This window comes from Bradyrhizobium sp. GW821-FHT13H06 (genome assembly GCF_058803975.1).
In genome coordinates this window covers 92,968-113,471 of the sequence record NZ_JBXAPN010000003.1, presented here as the reverse complement: position 1 = coordinate 113,471, position 20,504 = coordinate 92,968, and the positions used below count along the sequence as shown (strand labels likewise).

Here is a 20,504-nt window from a genome sequence, read left to right as displayed (position 1 = left end):
AAAGTGGCCAAAGCTGCGGCATTTTCCGCATGTCTGCAGCCGAAGAGTAGCCGGGCACCGTGTCCGGAATCCGAGACTCCGGACACGGAAAGTCTCGAAACTCAGACGGCAGCCGGTCCCGTGGCGAGGCCGAACTTGGCGAGCTTCTTGTAGAAGGTTGCGCGCGAGATCCGCAGCATCCTGGCGGCCTCGGTGATCTGGCCGTTGCTGGCCGCGAGTGCCTGTTCGAGCGTGTTCTTCTCGAACTCCGCCTCGGCTTCGGCATAGGGCACCACGGCTCCGGCCGGGCGCGCGGGCGGCGCAAGCCTGACCTCGGTGTCGACCGGGAGGATGCGCGCGACGTCCTCGCCGGTCAGCCGCCCGGAATCGCTGAGGATCAGCGCGCGCTCCAGGATGTTGCGGAGCTCGCGGACATTGCCCGGCCAGTCATAGCGCGACAGCGCGGCGAGCGCGCTCGGCGTGATCTTCGCCTTGACGTAGTCGCCCGATCCGCTGATGTCGTCGAGCAGCCGGGCACAGATGTCCGGGAGATCGTCGAGGCAATGGCGCAGCGGCGGCAGCTCGATCGAGAGCACGTTGAGCCGGTAATAAAGGTCGGGCCGGAACGCGCCGTCGCTGACGCGCTTGCGCAAGTCCACATTGGTGGCGGCGATCACGCGCACGTCCACCTTCGAGATCTTGTCCGAGCCGAGCGGCTCGATCTCGCGCTCCTGGAGCACGCGCAACAGCTTGGCCTGCAATTGCAGCGGCATCTCGCCGATCTCGTCGAGGAACAGCGTGCCGCCGTCGGCAATGCGGAATTTGCCCTCGCGCCCCCTGCGGTCGGCGCCGGTATAGGCGCCCGGCGCAGTGCCGAAGAACTCCGACTCGATCAACGTTTCCGGGATCGCGGCGACGTTGACGCTGACGAACGGCTTCTCCGCACGCGCGGAGGCGTTGTGAATCGCCTGCGCCAGCATCTCCTTTCCCGTTCCGGTCTCGCCGGTGAGCAGCACGGTGACGCTCTGCCGCGCGGCACGGCCTGCAAGCTCCTTGACCTGCGCGATTCCCGGCGTGTTGCCGACGAAATCGGCGAAGGTGAAGCGCGCGGCGCGGGCGTTGGACAATTGCCGCCGCGCCAGCCGCAGATCGCTCTCGAGCTGGGTGACGCGGGCGAGCAGCGGTTTCAAGCTTTCGAGATGATCATAGAGGACGAATCCGATCGCGCCGATCACCGTCCCGTTCTCGTCCTCGATCGGCATGCGGGTGACGACGAGCTGCTCGCCGCCGAGCTCCATGATGTCGAGCAGGATCGGCTCGCCGGTGTCGGCCACCTTCCGCATCAGGCTGTTCGGGATGACCTCCTCGATCGGCCGGCCGATCGCCTCGCTCGTGTGCTTGAGACCGAGCGAGGCGAGATATTTTTCGTTGACGTAGACGACGTGCCCGCCGCGGTCGATCGCGATGGCGCCCTCGCAAAGCTTTTCCAGCCGTTCGAACAGCGTCTCCATCGCGCGTGCGCGGAGATAGGCAGGGTCGCGGATCGAGGCGGAAGCGGACATGACATATCCCAGCGGAAGTCCGCCTGTGTATTAGCAAAAGGCCAGCAATTTCAAAGGGGGAAATGGCGGGGCGAATCTATGTCACCCCTGAGGTGGCCGCTTCTTCAGCGGCCCTCGAAGGGCGACGGCCCGGCTGCATCTCGGCCGTGCATCCTTCGAGGCTCCCGGCGCGATGCGTTGCATCGCGCCGCTCGCATCTCAGGATGACGGAATAGGGAATTCGTTGGGCGCGAGGAATGCAGCCCTACCGCCGATACCCGCTCGCGCGCGAATAGCCCTGGCGGTTCTGCTGCATCGGGCGACTCGCCACGCTGACCCGCGCCTCGCTGGAGGCGGGTGTTGCGAGCTTCAGCTCTTCCAGGAAGATCGGCCGCGAGAAGTAGTAGCCCTGCGCGTAGCGGATCTTCGTTGCCGCCTGGAGATAGGCGAGTTCCTCGTAGGATTCGAGGCCTTCGGCGACCACCGTCATGCCGAGCGCTTCGCTCAAGGATTCGATCGCGCGCAGGATGCCCTGGCTGCGCGGGCGCTTATGGATGTCGGTGATGAAGGAGCGGTCGATCTTGATCTCGTCCGCGGTGATGTCGGCCAGCGCCGAGAGCGAGGAATAGCCGGTGCCGAAATCGTCGATGGAGATGCCGACGCCGAGCTTGCGGAACATCGGCAGGATCTCGGCCTGGAAATGATTCTTGGCGACGAAGGCGTCTTCCGTCACCTCCATCATGAAGCGCTGGGGAAAGCCGGTGTCGTCCAGCGCCCGCGCGAAGCTGCGCATGAATTCGGGATTGCCGGCCTGCTTGGCGGCAACGTTGATGCTGATGGTCCCATCCGCGCCGAACGTGTCGTTGATCAGGTCGATCGACTTGACGATCTCGGCGAGCACGAGATGGGTCAGCTCATCGATCAGCCCGAGCTCGCCGGCAAGATTGATGAACGAGCCGGGGGCCTGGATCACGCCTTCGTCGTCGCGCAGGCGGACCAGGGCCTCGATGCCCTTCACCGCCTGTGTGCGGATGTCGACCTTGGACTGGAAGGCGCAGCAGAAGCGCTTTTCCAGGATGGCCAGCCGCAGCGACTGCTCGACCTTCATCCGCGCCTGCGCCTCGCGCTCCATGCTGGTGTCGAAGAAGGTCGCCAATCCCTTGCCGTTGTTCTTGATGCGGTACATCGCGATGTCGGCGTTCTGCCGCAGCGTCTCGAAGCTGCTTCCGTGGTCGGGATAGAGACTGATGCCGACCGAGGTCGAGGCGAAGACTTCCGAATTGTCGATGAAGAACGGTGCAGTCAGCCGCTCCAGCGTCGATTGCATGAACTCGGCGACTTCCTCCTGGCTCTGGATCGGGGAGAGCAGCAGCAGGAATTCGTCGCCGGAGATGCGCGACAGTATGTCGGAATCGCGCAGGTCGCGCCCGAGCCGCTTCGACAGCTCGACCAGCAGCGCGTCTCCCACGGAGTGGCCGTAATAGTCGTTGATGTGCTTGAAATTGTCGACGTCGAGAAAGGCCAGCGCGAAACGCTCGCCGCCATGACCCGCCGCGAGCAGACTGTTGGCGCGGTGCTCGATCACGCGCCGCGAGGGCAATCCGGTCAGCTCGTCGAAATAGGCCGAGCGGAACAGCTGGTCCTCGAAATTCTTCTGTTCGGTGATGTCGGAGGATGCCGAGATCAGGAGCTCGCGCCCGGCGAGGCGAACGGGACGATGCGTGGTGAGCAGCACCTGGCGCGCGGCTCCGACGTGAAGCGCCTCCTCGGTCACGACCGCCTGGCCGGCGCTCAGCGCCTGCCGGCAGGCTTCCTGTCGCGGGGCCAGATCGGGTGAGGGACGGCTGCCGTCCATGCCAAGCTGGGCGGCGGCGGTATCGTTGATCAGCAGAAGCTCGCCATGCGCGTCCTGCACGGTGAGGCCGGCAGGTAGCATTCTAACGATTTCCTTGAGAAAACTGAGCTCGGCTTCAGTCGCGCCGGAATATGTATTGTCGTTCATACAAGTCATGAATCTTGTTGTTTCGGCGCGCCTTTGCAATGGGCGCGATCTTGCGCAGTTCCCTCTTAAGTTTGGTTAAGGGGCCAGGAGAAATACGGGGGTGTTTTGGAGAAAACTTGCGACGATGCGACGCGCGCTGACGATCGTCATTAACAGAGGGTCAACGCGCAAAGTGAAACTGCGAGAAGGGCGTGGCTGCGCTTTCGCTTCTATCGAGTCCGGCTGCGTTTAGGCCTTGGTTGAACGGTGCGAACTGCAGTCGACACTTTTCTTTGCCCCGGAGAAGTGATGCGCGAGCGGAGCTGGTTCATCATTCTCTATTCGCTTCGCGGGATTCGGCACTGCATGATGCAATGCAGCCCGGTCTTCAGATACGAGATCTCGGTCCTGCCATCGAAGGACGACAATGCCGATTTCAGCAGCTTGGTGCCGAAGCCGGGCTCGGACACCTTGTCCACGCTCGGCCCTTCGGTTTCGTCCCAGGTGATGGTCAGGCGGTCGTCGCTGATGGTCCAGGACACCTGCAACAGGCCGCGCGGTGAGGAGAATGCGCCATACTTGCCCGCATTGGTGGCAAGCTCGTGAAACATCAATGACAGCGTGACCGCGAGCTTCGGCGGCAGGAACAATCGGTCGCCATTGAGGGTGAAGCGGACATGGCCATAGGGGCCGAGCTCCGAGATCAGGAGGTCGCGGATATCGCAGCCGCCCTTGTCGATCCGCGAGATCAAATCGTCCGTTGCGGCCAGCGAGCGCAGCCGGGGATCGACCCGGGCCCAGACCTGCGGGTGATCGTGCAGCACCTGATGCAGCACGGCATGCACCGTCGACAGCTTGTTCTTCAGCCGGTGCTGGAGCTCCTCGACCAGCAGCTTGCGATACTCTTCCTCCTCGATCAGGCGTTTGGAGATCCGGCGCTGCTCTGCCAGCATGGTGCGATAGTGCTCGACACCCCAGATGGTTATCGCGCAGACGGCCCAGTAAAGGGCCAGCAGGGCAAAGCGCGCGCGGTCGGCAAAGGCATCGCCGAAGTTCAGGACGACTCCAAGCACGCCGCCGATCAGCGCCGTGACCACGCCGATCCGGAATCCTCCCAGGGCAGCTGCAAAGAACACGGCCGGAAAGTACGGCGTGAAGTAGATGTCGGGGCGAACCTGAGCGAGCCCCCAGCGGACCAGGGTCGCGGCCAACAGGCAGACTATCGCGAACGAGATGCTCAGACCGAGCGAGGGCGGCGCCGCGCCCTGCCAGCCCTTGCGGAACTCGTCGATCAGCTTCCCCATGCGCAGCCCAGTTGCGATATGCGTTCGAACATCGAGCGGCCCGTGAAAATGTTACGCATGCCGCCCGCCCAAGCATAGCTTGCCTTGTCGGATGCGGGCAGGGATAGTGGCCGCTCCGGCGACGGCGGCGGCCGACATTCGCCATTTGGCATCAAATCACTCGAAAACAGGAACATTCCATGGGCAGGCTGGACGGCAAGGTTGCGGTGATTACGGGAGCAACGAGCGGGATCGGATTGCGCACTGCGGAAGTCTTCGTTGCGGAAGGTGCCAAAATTGTGATCGCGGGGCGACGCGTAGCGGAAGGCGAGGCGCTGGCAAAGCAACTCGGGGCCAACTGCATCTTCCGCCAGACCGACGTCACGGTCGAAGCGCAGATGCAGGCGCTGATCGCGCTCGCGGTCGAGAAATTCGGCAGGATCGATTGCCTATTCAACAATGCCGGCGGGCCGGCACAGACCGGCGGCATCGAGGGCCTCGAGGCCGAGCGGTTCGATGCGGCGATGGCGACGCTGGTGCGCAGCGTCATGCTCGGCATGAAACACGCCGCGCCACATATGAAGAAGCAGGGGGCGGGCAGCATCATCAACAACGGCAGCATCGCCGGCCGCCTCGCCGGATTCTCGTCGTCGATGGTCTATAGCGCGGCCAAGGCGGCGGTGATCCATCTCACCAAATGCGTGGCGATGGAGCTCGGCGAATCCAACGTCCGCGTCAACTCGATCTCGCCCGGCGCGATCGCAACGGGCATCTTCGGCAAGGCGCTGGGGCTCTCGACCGACGCAGCGGAGAAGACGCCGGCGGTGATGCGCGAGGTCTACAAGACCGCGCAGCCGATCCCGCGTGCCGGCCTTCCCGACGACATCGCCCATGCCGCGGTGTTCCTGGCCAGCGACGAATCCAGCTTCGTCAACGGTCACGACCTCGTCGTCGACGGCGCCATCACCGGCGGCCGCAACTGGAGCCAGCAGCAGCAGGGCTACGTGGCTCTGCGCAAGGCGTTCGATCAGGCGTAGCGGATTGGTCTCGTGCCCGGACGCGGTGCGGCGCGAAGTGCCGCTCCGCAGAGCCGGGGCCCATCTCTCCTGGTTGAATGTGACTCTCGATTCTGGGTCCCGGCTCGCGCTGCGCGCGTCCGGGACACGAGAGGCTAAACCGCCTTCACCGTCACCCGCAGCCCGTCCCGCGGCTTCGGGATCGGCCACATCTGCCAGTCCGGCTTGTAGCCGGGCGCCAGCGTCACCTCGATGTTCTGCAAAAAGTGCCTCGCGAAACATTTCGCCTGCATGTAGGCGAAGTGCAGACCGAGGCACATATGCGCGCCGCCGCCGAACGGCACGAAGGCGAAGCGGTGGCGGTTGCGCTGCGCTTCCTCGGTGAAGCGCAGCGGATCGAAGCGGTCCGGCTCCGGCCAGATGTCCTTCATGTGGTGCGTATAGAGCGGATTGATGCCGACCGCCGTGCCGGCGGGGATCGCAAAGCCCTTGAAGCTGAAATCGCGCATCGCGCGGCGCGGCATCGACGGCACGGGCGGCCTGATCCGCAGCGCTTCCTTGAACGCCATCTCCGACAGTGGCATCTTTTCGAGATCGTCGAAGCTGCTCGGCGCCCCCGGGGCAAGCCCGAGCGCGAGCACCTCCGCGCGCAGCCTGTCCTGCCAGCCCGGATTGGCGGCGAGCTCGCCGATGAAGGACGTCAGCGACGAGGTCAGCGTGTCGTGCGCCGCCATCATCAGGAAGCTCATGTGGTCGATGATGTCCTGCTCCGAGAGCAACGCGCCGTTCTCATGGGTGGCGCGGCAGAGCTGCGAGAACAGATCGTCGCCGCCATGATTGCCGCGGCGGAGCGGAATCTGCTCCCGGAAATAGGCGACGATGCGCTTGCGTCCCTTCACCCCTCGCGCCATCTGGGTGCCGGGCAGGGGGCGGCGGACCGGCGAGACGGAGGCGGCGACCATATCGACGAAGGCGCGGTTGATCTCGTCGACCTCAGGCCCGATATCGGCGCCGAGGAACGAGGCCGCAGCAAGATCGAGCGTGAGCTGCTTCATCGCCGGATAGAGCTGCATCTCGCCGGGTTTTGCCTTCCATTGCGCGACGCGCGCAGAAATGCCGCGGTCGAGATCGCCGAGATAGGACTTCATCGGCCCTGACTTGAACGCGACCGACAGCGCCTTGCGATGCAGGCGATGCTCGTCGAAATCGAGCAGCATCAATCCGCGCGGAAACAGCAGGCCCAGAACCTTGTTCCAGCCATGTGTCGAGGAGAACAGCTTTTGCTGGTCGAACAGCACGAGCTCGTTGGCCTCGGGCCCGAGCAGCACGACATTGGTCTCGCCGAAAAAATGCGTACGGTAGACCAGGCCGTATTTGGCGCCGTTGGCTTCGATATGGCCCTTGGGATCGGCGAGCACCTGAAACGTCTTGCCGATGATTGGCCAGCCTTCGTCGCCGGGGATGTGGGTCAGCTCATTGCGTCTGGGCGGGGTGAACTGAAACGCGGGGGCGGCCACATTCTGCATCGACATGACGATTGCTCCGGTTGGCTGACCGACAGAATCTGCGCGACCGACGGCAATATTGCGGCCCGCGCCAGGCTGATGCGATCAGCTTAGCACGGGCCGATATCACCTGCTTGAGATCGTGGCCGCAGGTACAGCGCAACGCGCCCCTACCGCTTCGCGGCTTCCTTCTGCAGATCCGGGGCGTTGACGGCGGGAATGGCGACGCGGCCGGGGCCGGTGACCTTCAGCGCCTCGGCGGCCTTTTCGTTCTCCATGATCTTGGCCATCACGGCCTGTCCCGCGCGCTCGAAGATCGCGCGGTTCTCGATCACGAATTTTTGCGATTTGCGCAGGCCGTCGATGTAGCCGTTGATCTCGGGCACGACGTAGCGCGCCACCATGTCCCAGCTCCGCCGCGTGTTTTCCGGATTGGCCCAGTCGTGCACGAAGCCGATGATGGCGCCGACGCCGCCGGAGACCTGCATCACGTTCTTGATGGTTTTGACGAGATCGTCGGGCGTGCCGATGGTGGACGCGGCTCCCTCGACGAAGGCGGTCTTGTCGACCGCCTCGTCGGGTGAGGAGAACGCGGTGAGGCCCGGCCGCTGCAACGTGCCGACGTTATATTCGTTGTGCCAGCGCATCAGCCCGGCGCCGGCTTCGCGGCGCGCCTGCTCACGGGTCTCGGCGATGTGGAAGGTCAGCAGCACGCGCCAGTCGGCACGGTTCACCTTGGTACCGTGCTTCTTGGCGGCATCCTCGGCGAACTGCCATTGCTGCTGCAGCGACATCAGTCCCTGCGTCGTCATCGAGCCCAGCGAGATGATGCCGATGCCGTATTTGCCGGCGAGCGTCATGCCGGAGGGCGAGATCTGCGAGGCCACCACGAACGGCATCTCCTCCTGCAACGGCAGGATCTGCAGCGCGGCGTCGTTCATCGTGAACCAGTCGCTCTTGGCGGTGACGCGCTCGCCGTTGAAGAGGCGGCGGATGACGCCGATCGCCTCGTCCTGGCGGTCGCGCTGCGTCATCGGGTCGATGCCGAGCGTGTGCGCGTCCGAGGCGAGCGCGCCCGGGCCGGAGCCGAAGATGGCGCGGCCGCCGGTCATGTGGTCGAGCTGCACCATGCGCTGGGCGACATTGAAGGGATGGTGATAGGGCAGCGACACCACGCCGGTGCCGAGCTTGATCCGCTTGGTGCGCTCGCCGGCCGCGGCCAGGAACATCTCGGGCGAGGCGATCATCTCCCAGCCCGAAGAATGATGCTCGCCGCACCAGAACTCGTCATAGCCGAGTGCATCCAGCTGCTCGACGAGATCCAGATCGCGCCGGAACTGCAGCATCGGATGCTCCCCGATCGGGTGATGCGGGGCAAGGAAGGCTCCGAACTTCAGGCGCGCCATGGCGGTCTCTCCGGCTTTGATTTTCTGCTTGTTGAGGCGGCAAGGCTACGTGCCTGATGGCGCGAACGCAATCGCGCGATGTCCCGCGCAGCGGAATGCAGGCATGCGAGGTGAGGCGAGGTGGGCATCGCGGCGCCGTGTTGCTGATCGAGCGCTGCGCGATCGAAGGCCTTGCTGCGCTCGCGCTCGTCACGTTCCATGTCGATGTGCCGACGTCGCTCGCGCCTGCGCTCATCATGATCATCTTCGATGAGGGGCGGGACTCCTCGCGGCGCGGTGTTGTCCACCGCCCAAGCCGTGCAATCAGCGCGCGCAGGATCTGTCGTCTCGCTCAGGCCGTTTGTGACATCATCATGATTTGCGCCGCATTTCCGGCGTGCATGCCCGCGCATCTGCACGATGTTGAGGCATTGCGGTTAATACGTGGGGATTCCTGCAGGAATCCGGGGCCTTTTCGCGAGATTGACAGCGCACGGTCTTTTTATTTTGCAATGCAGCAACTATCTGGTTGGACTGGACGTTGAACGTCGCCCACCAGGAAGTTGCCGTGTCGCTAGCCAAAAATATCGATCTGTTGAGACGTCTGCCGAGGCTGGACGGACTGCGCTTTGCCGAGCTCGGCCGCAGCGCTGATTCATCCAGCCCCTTGGAGGAGGTCCTTGGTTTCGGCGACAATCCCGGAGCCTTGCGCATGTTCGCGTTCGTGCCGGCGCAATTGCAGAAACCGCGCGCGCTTGTCGTCGTGCTGCATGGCTGCGGCCAGACGGCAGCCGCTTACGATCTCGGCGCGGGTTGGTCGACACTGGCACGGCACTATGGCTTCGCGCTGTTGATGCCCGAGCAGCAGCGCGTCAACAACGGCAACACCTGTTTCAACTGGTTCAGTCCGGAAGACACCGTGCGCGGCAGCGGCGAGGCGCATTCGATCCGCGAGATGATCGCGCACATGGTCGACACGCACCGCATCGATTCCAGGCGCATCTTCATCACCGGCCTGTCGGCCGGCGGCGGCATGACGTCGGTGATGCTCGCGACCTATCCGGAAGTCTTCGCGGCCGGCGCGGTCATTGCCGGACTGCCCTATGGCATCGCCTCGAATCTGCGAGAGGCGCTCGAGGGCATGTTTCATTCTCCGGCGCGTCCCGCGCGCGAGCTCGGCGATCTCGTGCGCAGCGCCTCGGATCATCGCGGGCCCTGGCCGAAGGTCTCGGTGTGGCACGGCAGCGCCGACCGCACCGTCAATCCCGGCAATGCCAACGAGATCGTCAAGCAATGGCTCGACCTGCACGACCTTCCTGACGCGCCGATGGCGGAGACGGTCGTCGACGGCCATCCGCGCCAGGCCTGGTGGAACAAGGACGGCGAGACGCTGGTCGAATCCTACGCCATCACCGACATGGCGCATGGCACGCCGCTCGGGCTGGCCGACAACGATCAGCGCTACGGCATCGAAGGCGCATTCCTGATCGAGGCCGGCATTTCCTCGTCCTACCACATCGCAAAGTTCTTCGGCCTCACCGGCTGGATTCCGGACGCCGCGACGAGGAAGGCGGAAGCCAAGCCTGCCATGAAGCCTGCAACGAAGCCGGCGCTCTCGCCCGCGCCGCATCTCGCGCGCTCGATCCGTGCAGCAATTGCCGAAGAGCAGGCCGAGCCGCAGCCCGAGAAGGCTCGCGGCTTAGATCTCGGCCAGATCATCACGCGCGCGCTCACGGCCGCGGGGTTGATGAAGTAGCCGGGCTCGCAGAATGCGCTGGCCGGAAGGCCGCAGAATAAACCAGCTACATCTCGCCGGTGATGAATGGATTGGTCATGCGCTCCTGGCCGATGCTCGAGCCGGCGCCATGGCCGCAGATGAAGCCGACATCATCGCCGAGCGGCAGCAGCTTTGTCTTGATCGAACTGATCAGCGTGGCGTGACTGCCGCCGGGCAGATCGGTGCGGCCGACCGAGCCCGCGAACAGGACGTCGCCGACATGGGCAAAACGTAACGCCTTGTTGAAGAACACCACGCTGCCGGGCGAATGGCCCGGGCAGTGCAGGATGTCGAACTTGAGATCGCCGATCGACACGGTGTCGCCCTCGTTGAGCCAGCGGTCGGGCGCGAAGTTGCGTACGCCGGTCATGCCGAAGCGCGCGCCGCTTTCGACCACGTTGTCGAGCAGGAATTTGTCCGCTTCATGCGGGCCCTCGATCGGCACCTTCAGCGCATCACGCAAATCGGCCGCGCCGCCGACATGGTCGATATGGCCGTGGGTCAGCCAGATCTTCTCCACGGTGACGCCGGTCTGCTTGATCGCGTCCAGAATCTTCGGCACGTCCCCGCCGGGATCGATCACCACCGCTTTCTTGGCGGGCTCGTCCCAGATGATGGTGCAGTTCTGCTCGAACAGCGTCACGGGAACGATGATCGCGCCCGCCTTGGGTGGCGAGGAGTTCTGGGTGTCGGTTTGCTCGGTCATGGCGCCACAATGCCGATTTTTGTCAGTCCGCCAAGCAAAAGATTCGGGCGAGAGCTTCGGGAACAGGAGCGGCCCTCGTCACACGGCCGTCCCAATTGGTCTGCCAATTTGAACCGGGGCGATGCTGTCGCGTTCTCCCGCGCGAGGCGCAGATTTGGGTGGTCTTCGGCATGGCTCGAGACAACGAGAATTGGTGGCGCGACGGCATCTTCTATCAGATCTATCCGCGCTCGTTTCAGGACTCCGATGGCGACGGCGTCGGCGATCTCGCCGGCATCCTCAGGCGGCTGCCTTACGTGAAATCGCTCGGCGTCGACGCGATCTGGCTGTCGCCGATCTTTCCCTCGCCGATGGCGGATTTCGGCTACGACATCTCGGATTATGTCGGCATCGAGCCGCTGTTCGGCACGATGGCCGAATTCGACGCGTTGCTCGCGGCCGCCCATGACAATGGCCTGAAGCTGATCCTCGATCTCGTGCCGAACCACACCTCGGACCAGCATCCCTGGTTCATCGAGAGCCGGTCGTCGCGCGACAATCCCAAGCGCGACTGGTACATCTGGCGCGATCCGGCCCCCGATGGCGGCGCGCCCAACAACTGGCTGTCCGAGTTCGGCGGCAGCGCGTGGCAATTCGACGAGACCACGGGTCAATATTACTACCACGCCTTCCTCGCCCGGCAGCCGGACCTGAACTGGCGCAATCCGGATGTCCGGGCCGCCATCTATGATGTGATGCGGTTCTGGCTCGACAAGGGTGTCGATGGCTTTCGTGTCGACGTGATCTGGCACCTGATCAAGGACGCCGAATTCCGCGACAACCCGCCCAACCCGCATTATGTCGAGGGCCGGCCGCCGAACGAGAAGATCCTGACGCAGTACTCGACCGATCAGCCGGAGGTGCACGATGTCATCGCCGAGATGCGGCGCGTCACCGATTCCTACGGCGCCCGCGTCCTGATCGGCGAGATCTACCTGCCGCTGCATCGTCTCATGGCCTATTACGGCAACGATCTCACCGGCGCGCAGATGCCGTTCAATTTCGCCCTGCTCTCGACCTTCTGGAGCGCGCGCTCGATCGAGAAGATCGTCGAGGATTACGAGAAGGCGCTGCCGAAGGGCGCCTGGCCGAACTGGGTGCTCGGCAATCATGATCGGCCGCGCGTGGCGAGCCGCGTCGGTCCCGAGCAGGCCCGCGTCGCGGCCATGCTGCTGCTGACGCTGCGCGGCACGCCGACGCTATATTACGGCGACGAGATCGGCATGCACCAGCTCGCGATCGCGCCGGAGGACGTGCGCGATCCGTTCGAGAAGAACGTGCCCGGCATCGGCGTCGGCCGCGACGGCTGCCGCACGCCGATGCAGTGGGATTCCTCGAACTTCGCCGGCTTCTCGGAGGCGAGGCCGTGGCTTCCGCTGCCGGAGGATCATATCCGCGAGAATGTCGCCAATCTCGAAGCCGATCCGCGCTCGATCCTCAATCTCTACAAGGGCCTGATCGCCCTGCGGAAGAGCTGTCTCCCGTTGGTCGCCGGTGACTACCACCCGATCTCGGCGCAGGGCGATCTCCTGATCTACCGCCGCGACGCCGGTGGCAGGGCGGTGATCGTGGCGCTCAATCTCGGCCCCGAGCCGGTCGCCGTGACCACCAGCGCCATCCGGTTCGGCAGCGAGATATTGCTGTCGACGTTCCTCGATCGCGAGGGCGAGCGGCTGGAAGGCGTGCTGGATTTGCGCGGCAATGAGGGCGTGGTGGTGGCGCCGCCGGCCTGACTGTCGTCCCCGCAAACGCGGCAGGGCAGTGGAAAATGCGGCCACGACTGACCTCAACGGGCCGTGTGCACACGACCGGAATCGGCTAAGCTCGGGCCATGGACAACACCGCCCGCAACATCGCCCTCGTGCCGCCGCCGGACCGTCGCCAGTCGGAGACCGCGCTCGCCATCGCGCGCGGCACGGCGCGGCTGTTACGCTCGCTCGGCTTCTCCTGCATCAGCGAATTGCCGCTGCCCTCGGGCCGCCGTGCCGATCTGGTGGCGCTCAATGAGCGCGGCGAGATCTGGATCGTCGAGATCAAATCGTCGGTGGAGGATCTGCGCGCCGACCAGAAATGGCACGAATACCGCGGCCATTGCGACCGGCTGTTCTTCGCCTTCACGCAGGATCTGCCGTGCGAGATCTTCCCCGATGACACCGGCCTGATCATCGCCGACGCCTATGGCGCGCACATGCATTGCGAGGCGCCCGAGCACAAATTGCCGGCACCGACGCGCAAGCAGATGACGGTGCGCTTTGCAATGGCGGCAGCCTTGCGGATCAACCGGCTGGTCGACCCGCAGGGTCACGCGGATTTCTGGGAATAGGCGGCCCGGGCGAAGCGCGACGTGATCCGGTCTCCTCGTGATGCGAGGTCGCCGGTTTTCCTTCCGTCCCGACTACTTTTTGGCGTGCGCCGCCCGGATCGGACCGAAAGGTCCGTACATGTGCTGCTGCTGATCGAAGCCATCGGCGTACGGTCCGTAAGGCGCATCGACCGGCTTGGTCGAAAGGTCTGGATAGTCCTTGTCGAGACCGGCCTTTTTCGGACGCGGTTGAGAGATCATATAGGCCGCCACGTCCCATGCCTGCTCGACCGTGAGCTGCGGATTCAGGTAGTCCGTCCCGTGCGGCATGTTGAAGTGCACGAAGTTCGCCGCGGTAATCAACCGCGCCATGCCGGCGCCATCATTGAAACTATCCGGGCCCCAGAGCGGCGGCACCATGTAGCCGAGATCGACGCTCGGAACGCTGCGGCGTATTCCGGAGCCGTCCTCATTGTGACAGGAAAGACAGGCCTTCGCGTAGATCGCCTTGCCGCGAACCGGGTCAGCTGCCCGATCGAGCTCAGGCATCGATCCGGTGCCGAGTCCTGACAATGCCTTGCCGGCCGGCACGCCGGACGACAGAAACCTGATGTAAGCCACGAGGGCTTGCATTTCCGGACTCTCGAGTGGCAGCGCGCGGCCATTCATGCTGCGCGTCATGCACGAGTTCACACGGTCCTCGATCGTGATCTCGGCGCCGAGCCGGGCGCTGTATTGCGGGAAGAGCTCGACCAATCCGAAGATCGGCAAGCCGAACTTCTTCGTGCCGGCTTCGAGATGGCAGTTGCTGCAGGCGAGATTGTTGCCGGCATAACGCTTGGCTGAATCCCGCACCTCCGGCCCGATATGGGCGTAGGTCGCAGTGACGAGGTCGCGCCCGCGCCGCACGAGCCGGCCATGAGCGTCATCAGGCAGCGCGCCGACTTCCGGCACCGTCCAGACCGGAGAGGATATCTGCTGAGCTCGCACCGCGGCCGGCGCGGCGACGGCGATGACACCGACGGCCACCGCGCGCATCGTCCAGAGGCCAAGCAATGCAAGAAGCGGCGTAGGGTAAACCATCGATCTCTCGACATCAGGTGGATACTGGTCGCGCCAGGTGGGCTCGATGATGCGCCGTCTGAGGTTAACGTCGGGTTCAACGAACTCGCGAGGACAACACTTGGGCTTACCGACACGACGCCGGGACGTCAGGCCAGGGCACGTTCAGGGCCGACCGACCTTGGGCATGTTGAGCTATGGGAGCGCGCCCGTCGAGTTGTGAAATCCGCAGCTGACCCGGCTTTCGCTGTCGCCGTTCCCTCCGCGGAAACGGCGATCCCGGGTCAACGTCAACGCTTCGACCACGCCAAGCATCTCCGCCTCAAAGGCCGAAGATCTGCGTGCTCATGAGTGAACGCCGAGAGACTACCGCGGCGCGCGCTTGGCCAGAATGCGCTGCAGCGTGCGGCGGTGCATGTTGAGTCGGCGCGCCGTTTCCGAGACGTTGCGGTTGCACATCTCGTAGATGCGCTGGATGTGCTCCCAGCGCACGCGGTCGGCCGACATCGGGTTGATCGGCAGCTCGGATTTCTCCGCGCTGGTCGACAGCAGTGCCGCGACGACGTCGTCGGCATCCGCGGGCTTGGAGAGATAATCGATCGCGCCCATCTTCACCGCGGTGACGGCGGTTGCGATGTTGCCATAGCCGGTCAGCACGATCGCGCGTGCATCGGGGCGCTTCTTCTTCAGCGCCGAGACCACGTCGAGGCCGTTGCCGTCGCCGAGCCGCAGATCCACCACGGCGAATGCCGGTGCCGACTTGCCGATCTGCGCAAGTCCGTCCGAGACGGTGTCGCACGATGTCACCGAGAAGCCCCGCGTCTCCATGGCGCGCGACAGCCGCTCCAGAAACGGCTTGTCGTCTTCCACGATGAGAAGCGAGCGGTCGCTCTGTTCGTTCAGTTCGGCAATGGCGTTCAAGGTTTTGTCCTCTCTCCAGCGCACCGACATATGGCCTCGCAATCACGCGGTGCCAAGGCCGCCGATCGTCGATCGGCCCTGTTGTGCGACGCAAGGTCGCGGCTATCCTATTGTTTCTTCGTGCGTCTCGATAGCCTCAAAACGCTGCCTGGGCCATGTGATCTGGACCACCGCGCCGTGTTCCGGAAAGGTCCGATTGGTAAACGAGACCTTGGCGCCGGTGCGTTCCAGCAAGGTACGCGCGATGAACACGCCGAGGCCGAGGCCGCGTCGTCCGCCGCCGCCATCGTCCTGGGTACGGCGCCGCGACAGATAGGGCTCGCCGATCCGGTTGAGGATGTCGGGCGGAATGCCCGGTCCGTCGTCGGAGATCACGAGTTCGATAGTGTCCTTGTTCCACCATGCGTTCACCTCGACGGTGGTGCGGGCGAAATCGACCGCGTTCTCGACGATGTTACCGATGCCGTAAAGGATCGCCGGATTGCGCGAGCCGACCGGCTCGGCCGCCGCGGCCACCGCGATCCGCACCTTGATCTCGACGCCGAAATCGCGGTGCGGCGCCACCACCTCCTCGATCAGCTCCGACATCTTCATGCGGTCGAACGGCGCGCCGGTGGAGGAGAGCTGGGTGATCTTGCTCAGGATGTCGCGGCAGCGCTGGGTCTGCTCGCGCAAGGTCTTCAGGTCGGCGGCAAAGCTTGGGTCCTTCACCGTCTTTTCCAGTTCGCGCGAGATCAGGAAAATCGTCGCGAGCGGCGTGCCGAGCTCGTGCGCGGCGGCGGCGGCGAGTCCGTCGAGCTGGGTCAGATGCTGCTCGCGCGTCAGCACCAGCTCGGTCGCGGCCAGTGCGTCCGCAAGCTTGCGCGCCTCCTCGGTGACCTGGAACGAGTAGAGGCTGGTGACGCCGATCGCGAGCGCGATCGAGAGCCAGACGCCGACGAGATAGACCGGCGGCAGCACCAGCGGATCGTCGGAATCCCACGGCAGCGGAAAATGGAAGAAGAACAGGAGCGAAGCGCAGGCAACCGCGAGCAGGCCGAGGCCGAAGGTGAAACGGGCCGGCAGCGCGGTGGCCGAGATCAGCACGGGCGCGAGGAACAGGAACGAGAACGGGTTCTGCAGGCCGCCGGTGAAGAACAACAGGCCGGCCAGCTCCACGATGTTCAGCGCGAGCAGCCCGGCCGCCTGCATCGGCTCCAGCCGCTGCATCGGATTGGCCGCGGTCTGGAGCGCCAGATTGAGTGCGGCCGACAAAGCGATGATGCTGACACAGGGGATGATCTCGACGTTGAACTCCAGCCCCTGTGCCACGATGAAGATCGCGGCGAGCTGGCCCAGCACGGCAAGCCAGCGCAGCCGCAGGATCGTGTCCAGCCGGATGTGCCGCTGCGCGTGGCGGAAGTCGGAAGCGGCAATTTCGGTCATATCGGACAATGTGGCGGTGCTTTCTCGATCACAACGCTGGGCTCGCGGAACCACGCAGGCATTACAAGCCTTGCGCTCTTCGCTGCAATAGCAGAAGAACGGCCAGCATGACGGAGAATGACAAGGCTTCAAGTCGGCCGACTGTCGCGGATCGCAGCTCGTCCGCGGCAATCGCGGTCGAGCACCTCGTCAAGGTCTACAAGCAGACCCGCGCCGTCGACGATATCTCCTTCACGCTTCCGCGCGGCAGCATCACCGGCCTTCTGGGCGGCAACGGCGCCGGCAAGACCACGACCATCGCGATGATCATGGGCCTGGTGCTGCCGACCTCCGGCCGCGTGCAGGTGCTGGGGCATCGCATGCCCGAGGAGAGCGCGGCCGTGCTGGGCCGGATGAATTTCGAGAGCCCCTATGTCGACATGCCGATGCGGCTCACGGTGCGGCAGAACCTCACCGTGTTCGGCAAGCTCTATGCGGTGAAGAATCTCTCGGACCGCATCGCGAAGCTCGCCGAGGATCTCGACCTCACCGAATTCATCGACCGCGCCAACGGCAAGCTATCGGCCGGTCAGAAGACCCGCGTGGCGCTGGCGAAGGCGCTGATCAACCAGCCCGAGCTGCTGCTCCTCGACGAGCCGACCGCCTCGCTCGACCCGGATACCGCCGACTGGGTGCGCGCGCATCTGGAACGCTACCGCCGGGACAACAGCGCCACCATTCTCCTGGCCTCGCACAACATGCTCGAGGTCGAACGGCTCTGCGACCGCGTCATCATCATGAAGCGCGGCCGCATCGAGGACGACGACGCGCCGGCAGCGATCATGGCCCGCTACAACCGCACCACCCTGGAAGAGGTGTTTCTGGACGTCGCGCGCGGCCGGGCGAATGGCGCGAAGGAGGCTGCAAGATGAGAGACGCGGCCTTGTGTGACTGTCGTAGCCCGGGTGAGCGGAGCGATACCCGGGACCGCCGCAAGCAAAGTCCCGGGTGTCGCTTCGCTTATCCAGGCTACACGAGGGCGCGATGACCGAGCTCTCCCTCCATCGCGGCATCTCCGTTCATCGCATCGGCGCGATGATCCTGCGCTACTGGTATCTCTTGCTGTCGTCCTGGCCGCGGCTGCTCGAGCTGCTGTACTGGCCGGCGCTGCAGGTCATCACCTGGGGCTTCCTCCAGCTTTACATCGCCGAGAACGCCAGTTTCTTCGCGCGCGCAGGGGGCACGCTGATCGGCGCCGTCATCCTCTGGGACATCCTGTTCCGCGGACAGCTCGGCTTCTCCATCTCGTTCCTGGAAGAGATGTGGGCGCGCAACCTCGGCAACCTCATGATGAGCCCGCTCAAGCCGATCGAGTTTCTGCTGTCGCTGATGGTCATGAGCCTGATCCGGCTCGCGATCGGCGTCATCCCGATGACGCTGCTCGCGCTGTTTCTGTTTCACTTCAACGTCTATGCCCTCGGCCTGCCGCTGATCGCCTTCTTCTGCAATCTGATCTTCACGAGCTGGTCGGTCGGCATCTTCGTCTCGGGTCTGGTGCTGCGAAACGGCCTTGGCGCCGAAAGCATCGTCTGGACCCTGATGTTCGCGATCCTGCCGCTCGCCTGCGTCTACTATCCCGTCAGCGTGTTGCCGGTCTGGCTGCAATACGTCGCCTGGGCATTGCCGCCGACCTACGCCTTCGAGGGCATGCGCGCGCTCCTGATCGAGCACACCTTCAGGACCGATCTGATGCTGCAGGCATTGGCCATCAACGCCCTGCTTCTGGCTGCATCTTTTTGGGCATTCCTTGCCCTTTTGCGCAGCGCCCGGGAGCATGGCTCACTGCTGTCAGGTGGCGAATAGGGTCACTTTCCCGTGGATTCATGGTGATTTGGCCGCTTCGGCTACGTAGATGTACGGAACCATGCATTGACGCAATATTACGCATTCGGCAGTATGCTGCGATGCGAAGAGGAATATAGCAATGCCCATTGGTGAGTTTGGCGGCGCGCCGCCGCTGGCGGCAGAAGGCAGTCCGGTCCTGACGACGCCGATGTACTGGATGTACGAGATGGCTCATGCCTCTCTCAATCCGGCACGTGCGGTCACCGACGCGACCAAGCTGCTGTTTCAGAATCCCCTCAACCCCTGGGCGCGCACCGAGGTCGGCAAGTCGGTCGCCGCGGCCTGCGAATTGTTTGAGCGCACCACGCGCCGCTACGGCAAGCCGGAATGGGGTCTCAACGACACCGAGGTCAACGGCATCCGCGTTCCCGTCGAGGTCCGCTCGGTCTGGGAAAAGCCGTTCTGCAATCTGCTCTATTTCGATCGCAAGTTCGCCCGCCCGCTGCGCAGTCCGCAGCCGCGCGTGCTGATCGTGGCGCCGATGTCCGGCCATTATGCGACGCTGCTGCGCGGCACGGTCGAGGCTTTCCTGCCGGCGCATGAGGTCTACATCACCGATTGGGCCGATGCCCGCATGGTCCCCTTGAGCGAAGGCCGTTTCGATCTCGACGACTACATCGACTATGTCATCGAGATGCTGCACGTCCTCGGCAGCAACACCCATGTCATGGCGGTGTGCCAGCCCTCCGTGCCCGTGGTCGCAGCCGTCTCGATCATGGAAGCGCGGCGCGATCCGTTCGTGCCGACCTCGATGACGCTGATGGGCGGCCCGATCGACACCCGCCGCAATCCGACCGCGGTGAATAACCTCGCCCAGGAGCGCGGTATCGACTGGTTCCGCAACCACGTCATCACCAAGGTGCCGTTCCCGCATCCGGGCATGATGCGCGACGTCTATCCCGGATTCCTGCAGCTGAACGGCTTCATCAGCATGAATCTCGATCGGCACATGGATGCGCACAAGCAGCTGTTTGCCAATCTGGTGAAGGGCGACGGCGATCTCGTCGACAAGCATCGCGACTTCTATGACGAATATCTCGCGGTGATGGATCTCTCGGCCGAGTATTACCTGCAGACCGTCGACACCGTGTTCGTGAAGCACTCGCTGCCGAAGGGCGAGATGACTCATCGTGGAACCCGCGTCGAACCGTCCAAGGTCAAGCGCGTCGCGTTGATGACGGTCGAAGGCGAGAACGACGACATCTCCGGCCTCGGTCAGACCGAAGCAACACACGGTTTGTGCAGCTCGATCCCCGATCATCGTCGCGTTCACTACGTCCAGAAGGGCGTCGGACATTACGGCGTGTTCAACGGATCGCGTTTCAAGTCGGAGATCGTGCCGCGGATTCACGACTTCATGGTCTCGGCCGCGAATCCGAGCTCGTTGCAGGCTCTCGCGGCTGAATAGAGCGTTTTCGAGCGACGTGGTGGCCGGTTCGCGTAAAGAAAACGCGTCAGAATAGGATCTGGAGCCGTTCCGATTTTCATCGGAAGGGCTCCAGCCGCGAATTTCGGCTTTCCCGTCGAAATTCCGGCGCCTGTCGGGGCCTCCGACGGGGGCAAGTTCCTACCGGATTCGCGGTATTTAGGTAGCTTTATAGGAGTGAGTCTCTCCTCACCCCTTGGGGGTGTCGCATGCATCCAGCGGGGGCGAAAAAAACGGGTTCCAACCCCAGTCTATAGGGTCTCCCGGGCGCC

17 protein-coding genes are annotated in these 20,504 nt (G+C 64.1%); 8 read left to right on the top strand and 9 right to left on the bottom strand.

Features of this window, described 5'->3' with window-relative positions; all coding sequences use genetic code 11:
* Positions 1-101: 101 nt before the first annotated feature.
* The 3 genes from AC1RQP_RS12935 to AC1RQP_RS12925 form a co-directional block, all read right to left on the bottom strand.
* Positions 102-1,541, bottom strand: coding sequence for a sigma-54 interaction domain-containing protein (locus tag AC1RQP_RS12935; RefSeq protein WP_492937248.1), 1,440 nt, complete (start codon positions 1,539-1,541; stop codon positions 102-104).
* A gap of 244 nt (positions 1,542-1,785) precedes the next feature.
* Complete coding sequence (locus AC1RQP_RS12930; RefSeq protein ID WP_492937247.1) at positions 1,786-3,522, bottom strand: putative bifunctional diguanylate cyclase/phosphodiesterase; 1,737 nt, start codon at positions 3,520-3,522, stop codon at positions 1,786-1,788.
* A gap of 317 nt (positions 3,523-3,839) precedes the next feature.
* Positions 3,840-4,805: a sensor histidine kinase gene (locus AC1RQP_RS12925; protein WP_028176853.1), complete on the bottom strand. Its 966-nt coding sequence runs from the start codon at positions 4,803-4,805 to the stop codon at positions 3,840-3,842.
* 179 nt (positions 4,806-4,984) lie between these two features.
* Between AC1RQP_RS12925 and AC1RQP_RS12920 the strand changes: the two genes are divergently transcribed.
* Positions 4,985-5,821, top strand: coding sequence for an SDR family NAD(P)-dependent oxidoreductase (locus AC1RQP_RS12920; protein ID WP_239628269.1), 837 nt, complete (start codon positions 4,985-4,987; stop codon positions 5,819-5,821).
* Positions 5,822-5,955: 134 nt separating this feature from the next.
* Here AC1RQP_RS12920 and AC1RQP_RS12915 read toward each other — a convergent pair whose 3' ends face one another.
* Positions 5,956-7,332: a cytochrome P450 gene (locus AC1RQP_RS12915; protein WP_239628268.1), complete on the bottom strand. Its 1,377-nt coding sequence runs from the start codon at positions 7,330-7,332 to the stop codon at positions 5,956-5,958.
* A gap of 143 nt (positions 7,333-7,475) precedes the next feature.
* Complete coding sequence (locus AC1RQP_RS12910) at positions 7,476-8,711, bottom strand: LLM class flavin-dependent oxidoreductase (protein WP_492937245.1); 1,236 nt, start codon at positions 8,709-8,711, stop codon at positions 7,476-7,478.
* Positions 8,712-8,767: 56 nt separating this feature from the next.
* Between AC1RQP_RS12910 and AC1RQP_RS12905 the strand changes: the two genes are divergently transcribed.
* A complete protein-coding gene (locus AC1RQP_RS12905; RefSeq protein ID WP_492937243.1) occupies positions 8,768-9,235 on the top strand; it encodes a hypothetical protein in 468 nt (155 codons plus the stop codon).
* Positions 9,236-9,258: 23 nt separating this feature from the next.
* Positions 9,259-10,446, top strand: coding sequence for an extracellular catalytic domain type 1 short-chain-length polyhydroxyalkanoate depolymerase (locus tag AC1RQP_RS12900; protein ID WP_492937241.1), 1,188 nt, complete (start codon positions 9,259-9,261; stop codon positions 10,444-10,446).
* A gap of 46 nt (positions 10,447-10,492) precedes the next feature.
* Here AC1RQP_RS12900 and AC1RQP_RS12895 read toward each other — a convergent pair whose 3' ends face one another.
* Positions 10,493-11,173 (bottom strand): MBL fold metallo-hydrolase, encoded by a 681-nt coding sequence (locus AC1RQP_RS12895; protein WP_492937239.1) that lies wholly within the window; start codon positions 11,171-11,173, stop codon positions 10,493-10,495.
* 170 nt (positions 11,174-11,343) lie between these two features.
* Here AC1RQP_RS12895 and AC1RQP_RS12890 point away from each other — a divergent pair, with 170 nt between their 5' ends.
* Complete coding sequence (locus AC1RQP_RS12890) at positions 11,344-12,945, top strand: alpha-amylase family glycosyl hydrolase (protein WP_492937237.1); 1,602 nt, start codon at positions 11,344-11,346, stop codon at positions 12,943-12,945.
* Between the two features lie 98 nt (positions 12,946-13,043).
* A complete protein-coding gene (locus AC1RQP_RS12885; RefSeq protein ID WP_492937235.1) occupies positions 13,044-13,535 on the top strand; it encodes an MmcB family DNA repair protein in 492 nt (163 codons plus the stop codon).
* 72 nt (positions 13,536-13,607) lie between these two features.
* Here AC1RQP_RS12885 and AC1RQP_RS12880 read toward each other — a convergent pair whose 3' ends face one another.
* The 3 genes from AC1RQP_RS12880 to AC1RQP_RS12870 all read right to left on the bottom strand — a co-directional run bounded on the left by AC1RQP_RS12880 (position 13,608) and on the right by AC1RQP_RS12870 (position 16,922).
* A complete protein-coding gene (locus tag AC1RQP_RS12880; RefSeq protein ID WP_492937233.1) occupies positions 13,608-14,597 on the bottom strand; it encodes a c-type cytochrome in 990 nt (329 codons plus the stop codon).
* 345 nt (positions 14,598-14,942) lie between these two features.
* Positions 14,943-15,497 carry an ActR/PrrA/RegA family redox response regulator transcription factor gene (locus AC1RQP_RS12875; RefSeq protein ID WP_492937231.1) on the bottom strand — a complete coding sequence of 185 codons (555 nt, stop codon included), beginning with the start codon at positions 15,495-15,497 and terminating at the stop codon, positions 14,943-14,945.
* Between the two features lie 102 nt (positions 15,498-15,599).
* Positions 15,600-16,922, bottom strand: coding sequence for an ActS/PrrB/RegB family redox-sensitive histidine kinase (locus tag AC1RQP_RS12870; protein ID WP_197965395.1), 1,323 nt, complete (start codon positions 16,920-16,922; stop codon positions 15,600-15,602).
* A gap of 107 nt (positions 16,923-17,029) precedes the next feature.
* On the opposite strand from AC1RQP_RS12870, the gene AC1RQP_RS12865 reads away from it, so the two are divergent.
* The 3 genes from AC1RQP_RS12865 to AC1RQP_RS12855 all read left to right on the top strand — a co-directional run bounded on the left by AC1RQP_RS12865 (position 17,030) and on the right by AC1RQP_RS12855 (position 20,214).
* Entirely contained in the window at positions 17,030-17,833 is an 804-nt protein-coding gene (locus AC1RQP_RS12865) for an ABC transporter ATP-binding protein (RefSeq protein ID WP_492937230.1), read from the top strand.
* A gap of 112 nt (positions 17,834-17,945) precedes the next feature.
* Positions 17,946-18,764 carry an ABC transporter permease gene (locus AC1RQP_RS12860; RefSeq protein WP_239628254.1) on the top strand — a complete coding sequence of 273 codons (819 nt, stop codon included), beginning with the start codon at positions 17,946-17,948 and terminating at the stop codon, positions 18,762-18,764.
* 121 nt (positions 18,765-18,885) lie between these two features.
* Entirely contained in the window at positions 18,886-20,214 is a 1,329-nt protein-coding gene (locus AC1RQP_RS12855) for a polyhydroxyalkanoate depolymerase (RefSeq protein ID WP_492937229.1), read from the top strand.
* Positions 20,215-20,504: the final 290 nt, after the last annotated feature.

Excerpts from the sequence above, each read along its gene's own strand:
- AC1RQP_RS12935 (WP_492937248.1), bottom strand. The coding sequence starts at position 1,541 with ATGTCCGCTTCCGCCTCGATCCGCGACCCTGCCTATCTCCGCGCACGC.
- AC1RQP_RS12930 (WP_492937247.1), bottom strand. The coding sequence starts at position 3,522 with ATGAACGACAATACATATTCCGGCGCGACTGAAGCCGAGCTCAGTTTT.
- AC1RQP_RS12925 (WP_028176853.1), bottom strand. The coding sequence starts at position 4,805 with ATGGGGAAGCTGATCGACGAGTTCCGCAAGGGCTGGCAGGGCGCGGCG.
- AC1RQP_RS12920 (WP_239628269.1), top strand. The coding sequence starts at position 4,985 with ATGGGCAGGCTGGACGGCAAGGTTGCGGTGATTACGGGAGCAACGAGC.
- AC1RQP_RS12915 (WP_239628268.1), bottom strand. The coding sequence starts at position 7,332 with ATGTCGATGCAGAATGTGGCCGCCCCCGCGTTTCAGTTCACCCCGCCC.
- AC1RQP_RS12910 (WP_492937245.1), bottom strand. The coding sequence starts at position 8,711 with ATGGCGCGCCTGAAGTTCGGAGCCTTCCTTGCCCCGCATCACCCGATC.
- AC1RQP_RS12905 (WP_492937243.1), top strand. The coding sequence starts at position 8,768 with ATGGCGCGAACGCAATCGCGCGATGTCCCGCGCAGCGGAATGCAGGCA.
- AC1RQP_RS12895 (WP_492937239.1), bottom strand. The coding sequence starts at position 11,173 with ATGACCGAGCAAACCGACACCCAGAACTCCTCGCCACCCAAGGCGGGC.
- AC1RQP_RS12890 (WP_492937237.1), top strand. The coding sequence starts at position 11,344 with ATGGCTCGAGACAACGAGAATTGGTGGCGCGACGGCATCTTCTATCAG.
- AC1RQP_RS12885 (WP_492937235.1), top strand. The coding sequence starts at position 13,044 with ATGGACAACACCGCCCGCAACATCGCCCTCGTGCCGCCGCCGGACCGT.
- AC1RQP_RS12880 (WP_492937233.1), bottom strand. The coding sequence starts at position 14,597 with ATGGTTTACCCTACGCCGCTTCTTGCATTGCTTGGCCTCTGGACGATG.
- AC1RQP_RS12870 (WP_197965395.1), bottom strand. The coding sequence starts at position 16,922 with ATGACCGAAATTGCCGCTTCCGACTTCCGCCACGCGCAGCGGCACATC.
- AC1RQP_RS12865 (WP_492937230.1), top strand. The coding sequence starts at position 17,030 with ATGACGGAGAATGACAAGGCTTCAAGTCGGCCGACTGTCGCGGATCGC.
- AC1RQP_RS12860 (WP_239628254.1), top strand. The coding sequence starts at position 17,946 with ATGACCGAGCTCTCCCTCCATCGCGGCATCTCCGTTCATCGCATCGGC.
- AC1RQP_RS12855 (WP_492937229.1), top strand. The coding sequence starts at position 18,886 with ATGCCCATTGGTGAGTTTGGCGGCGCGCCGCCGCTGGCGGCAGAAGGC.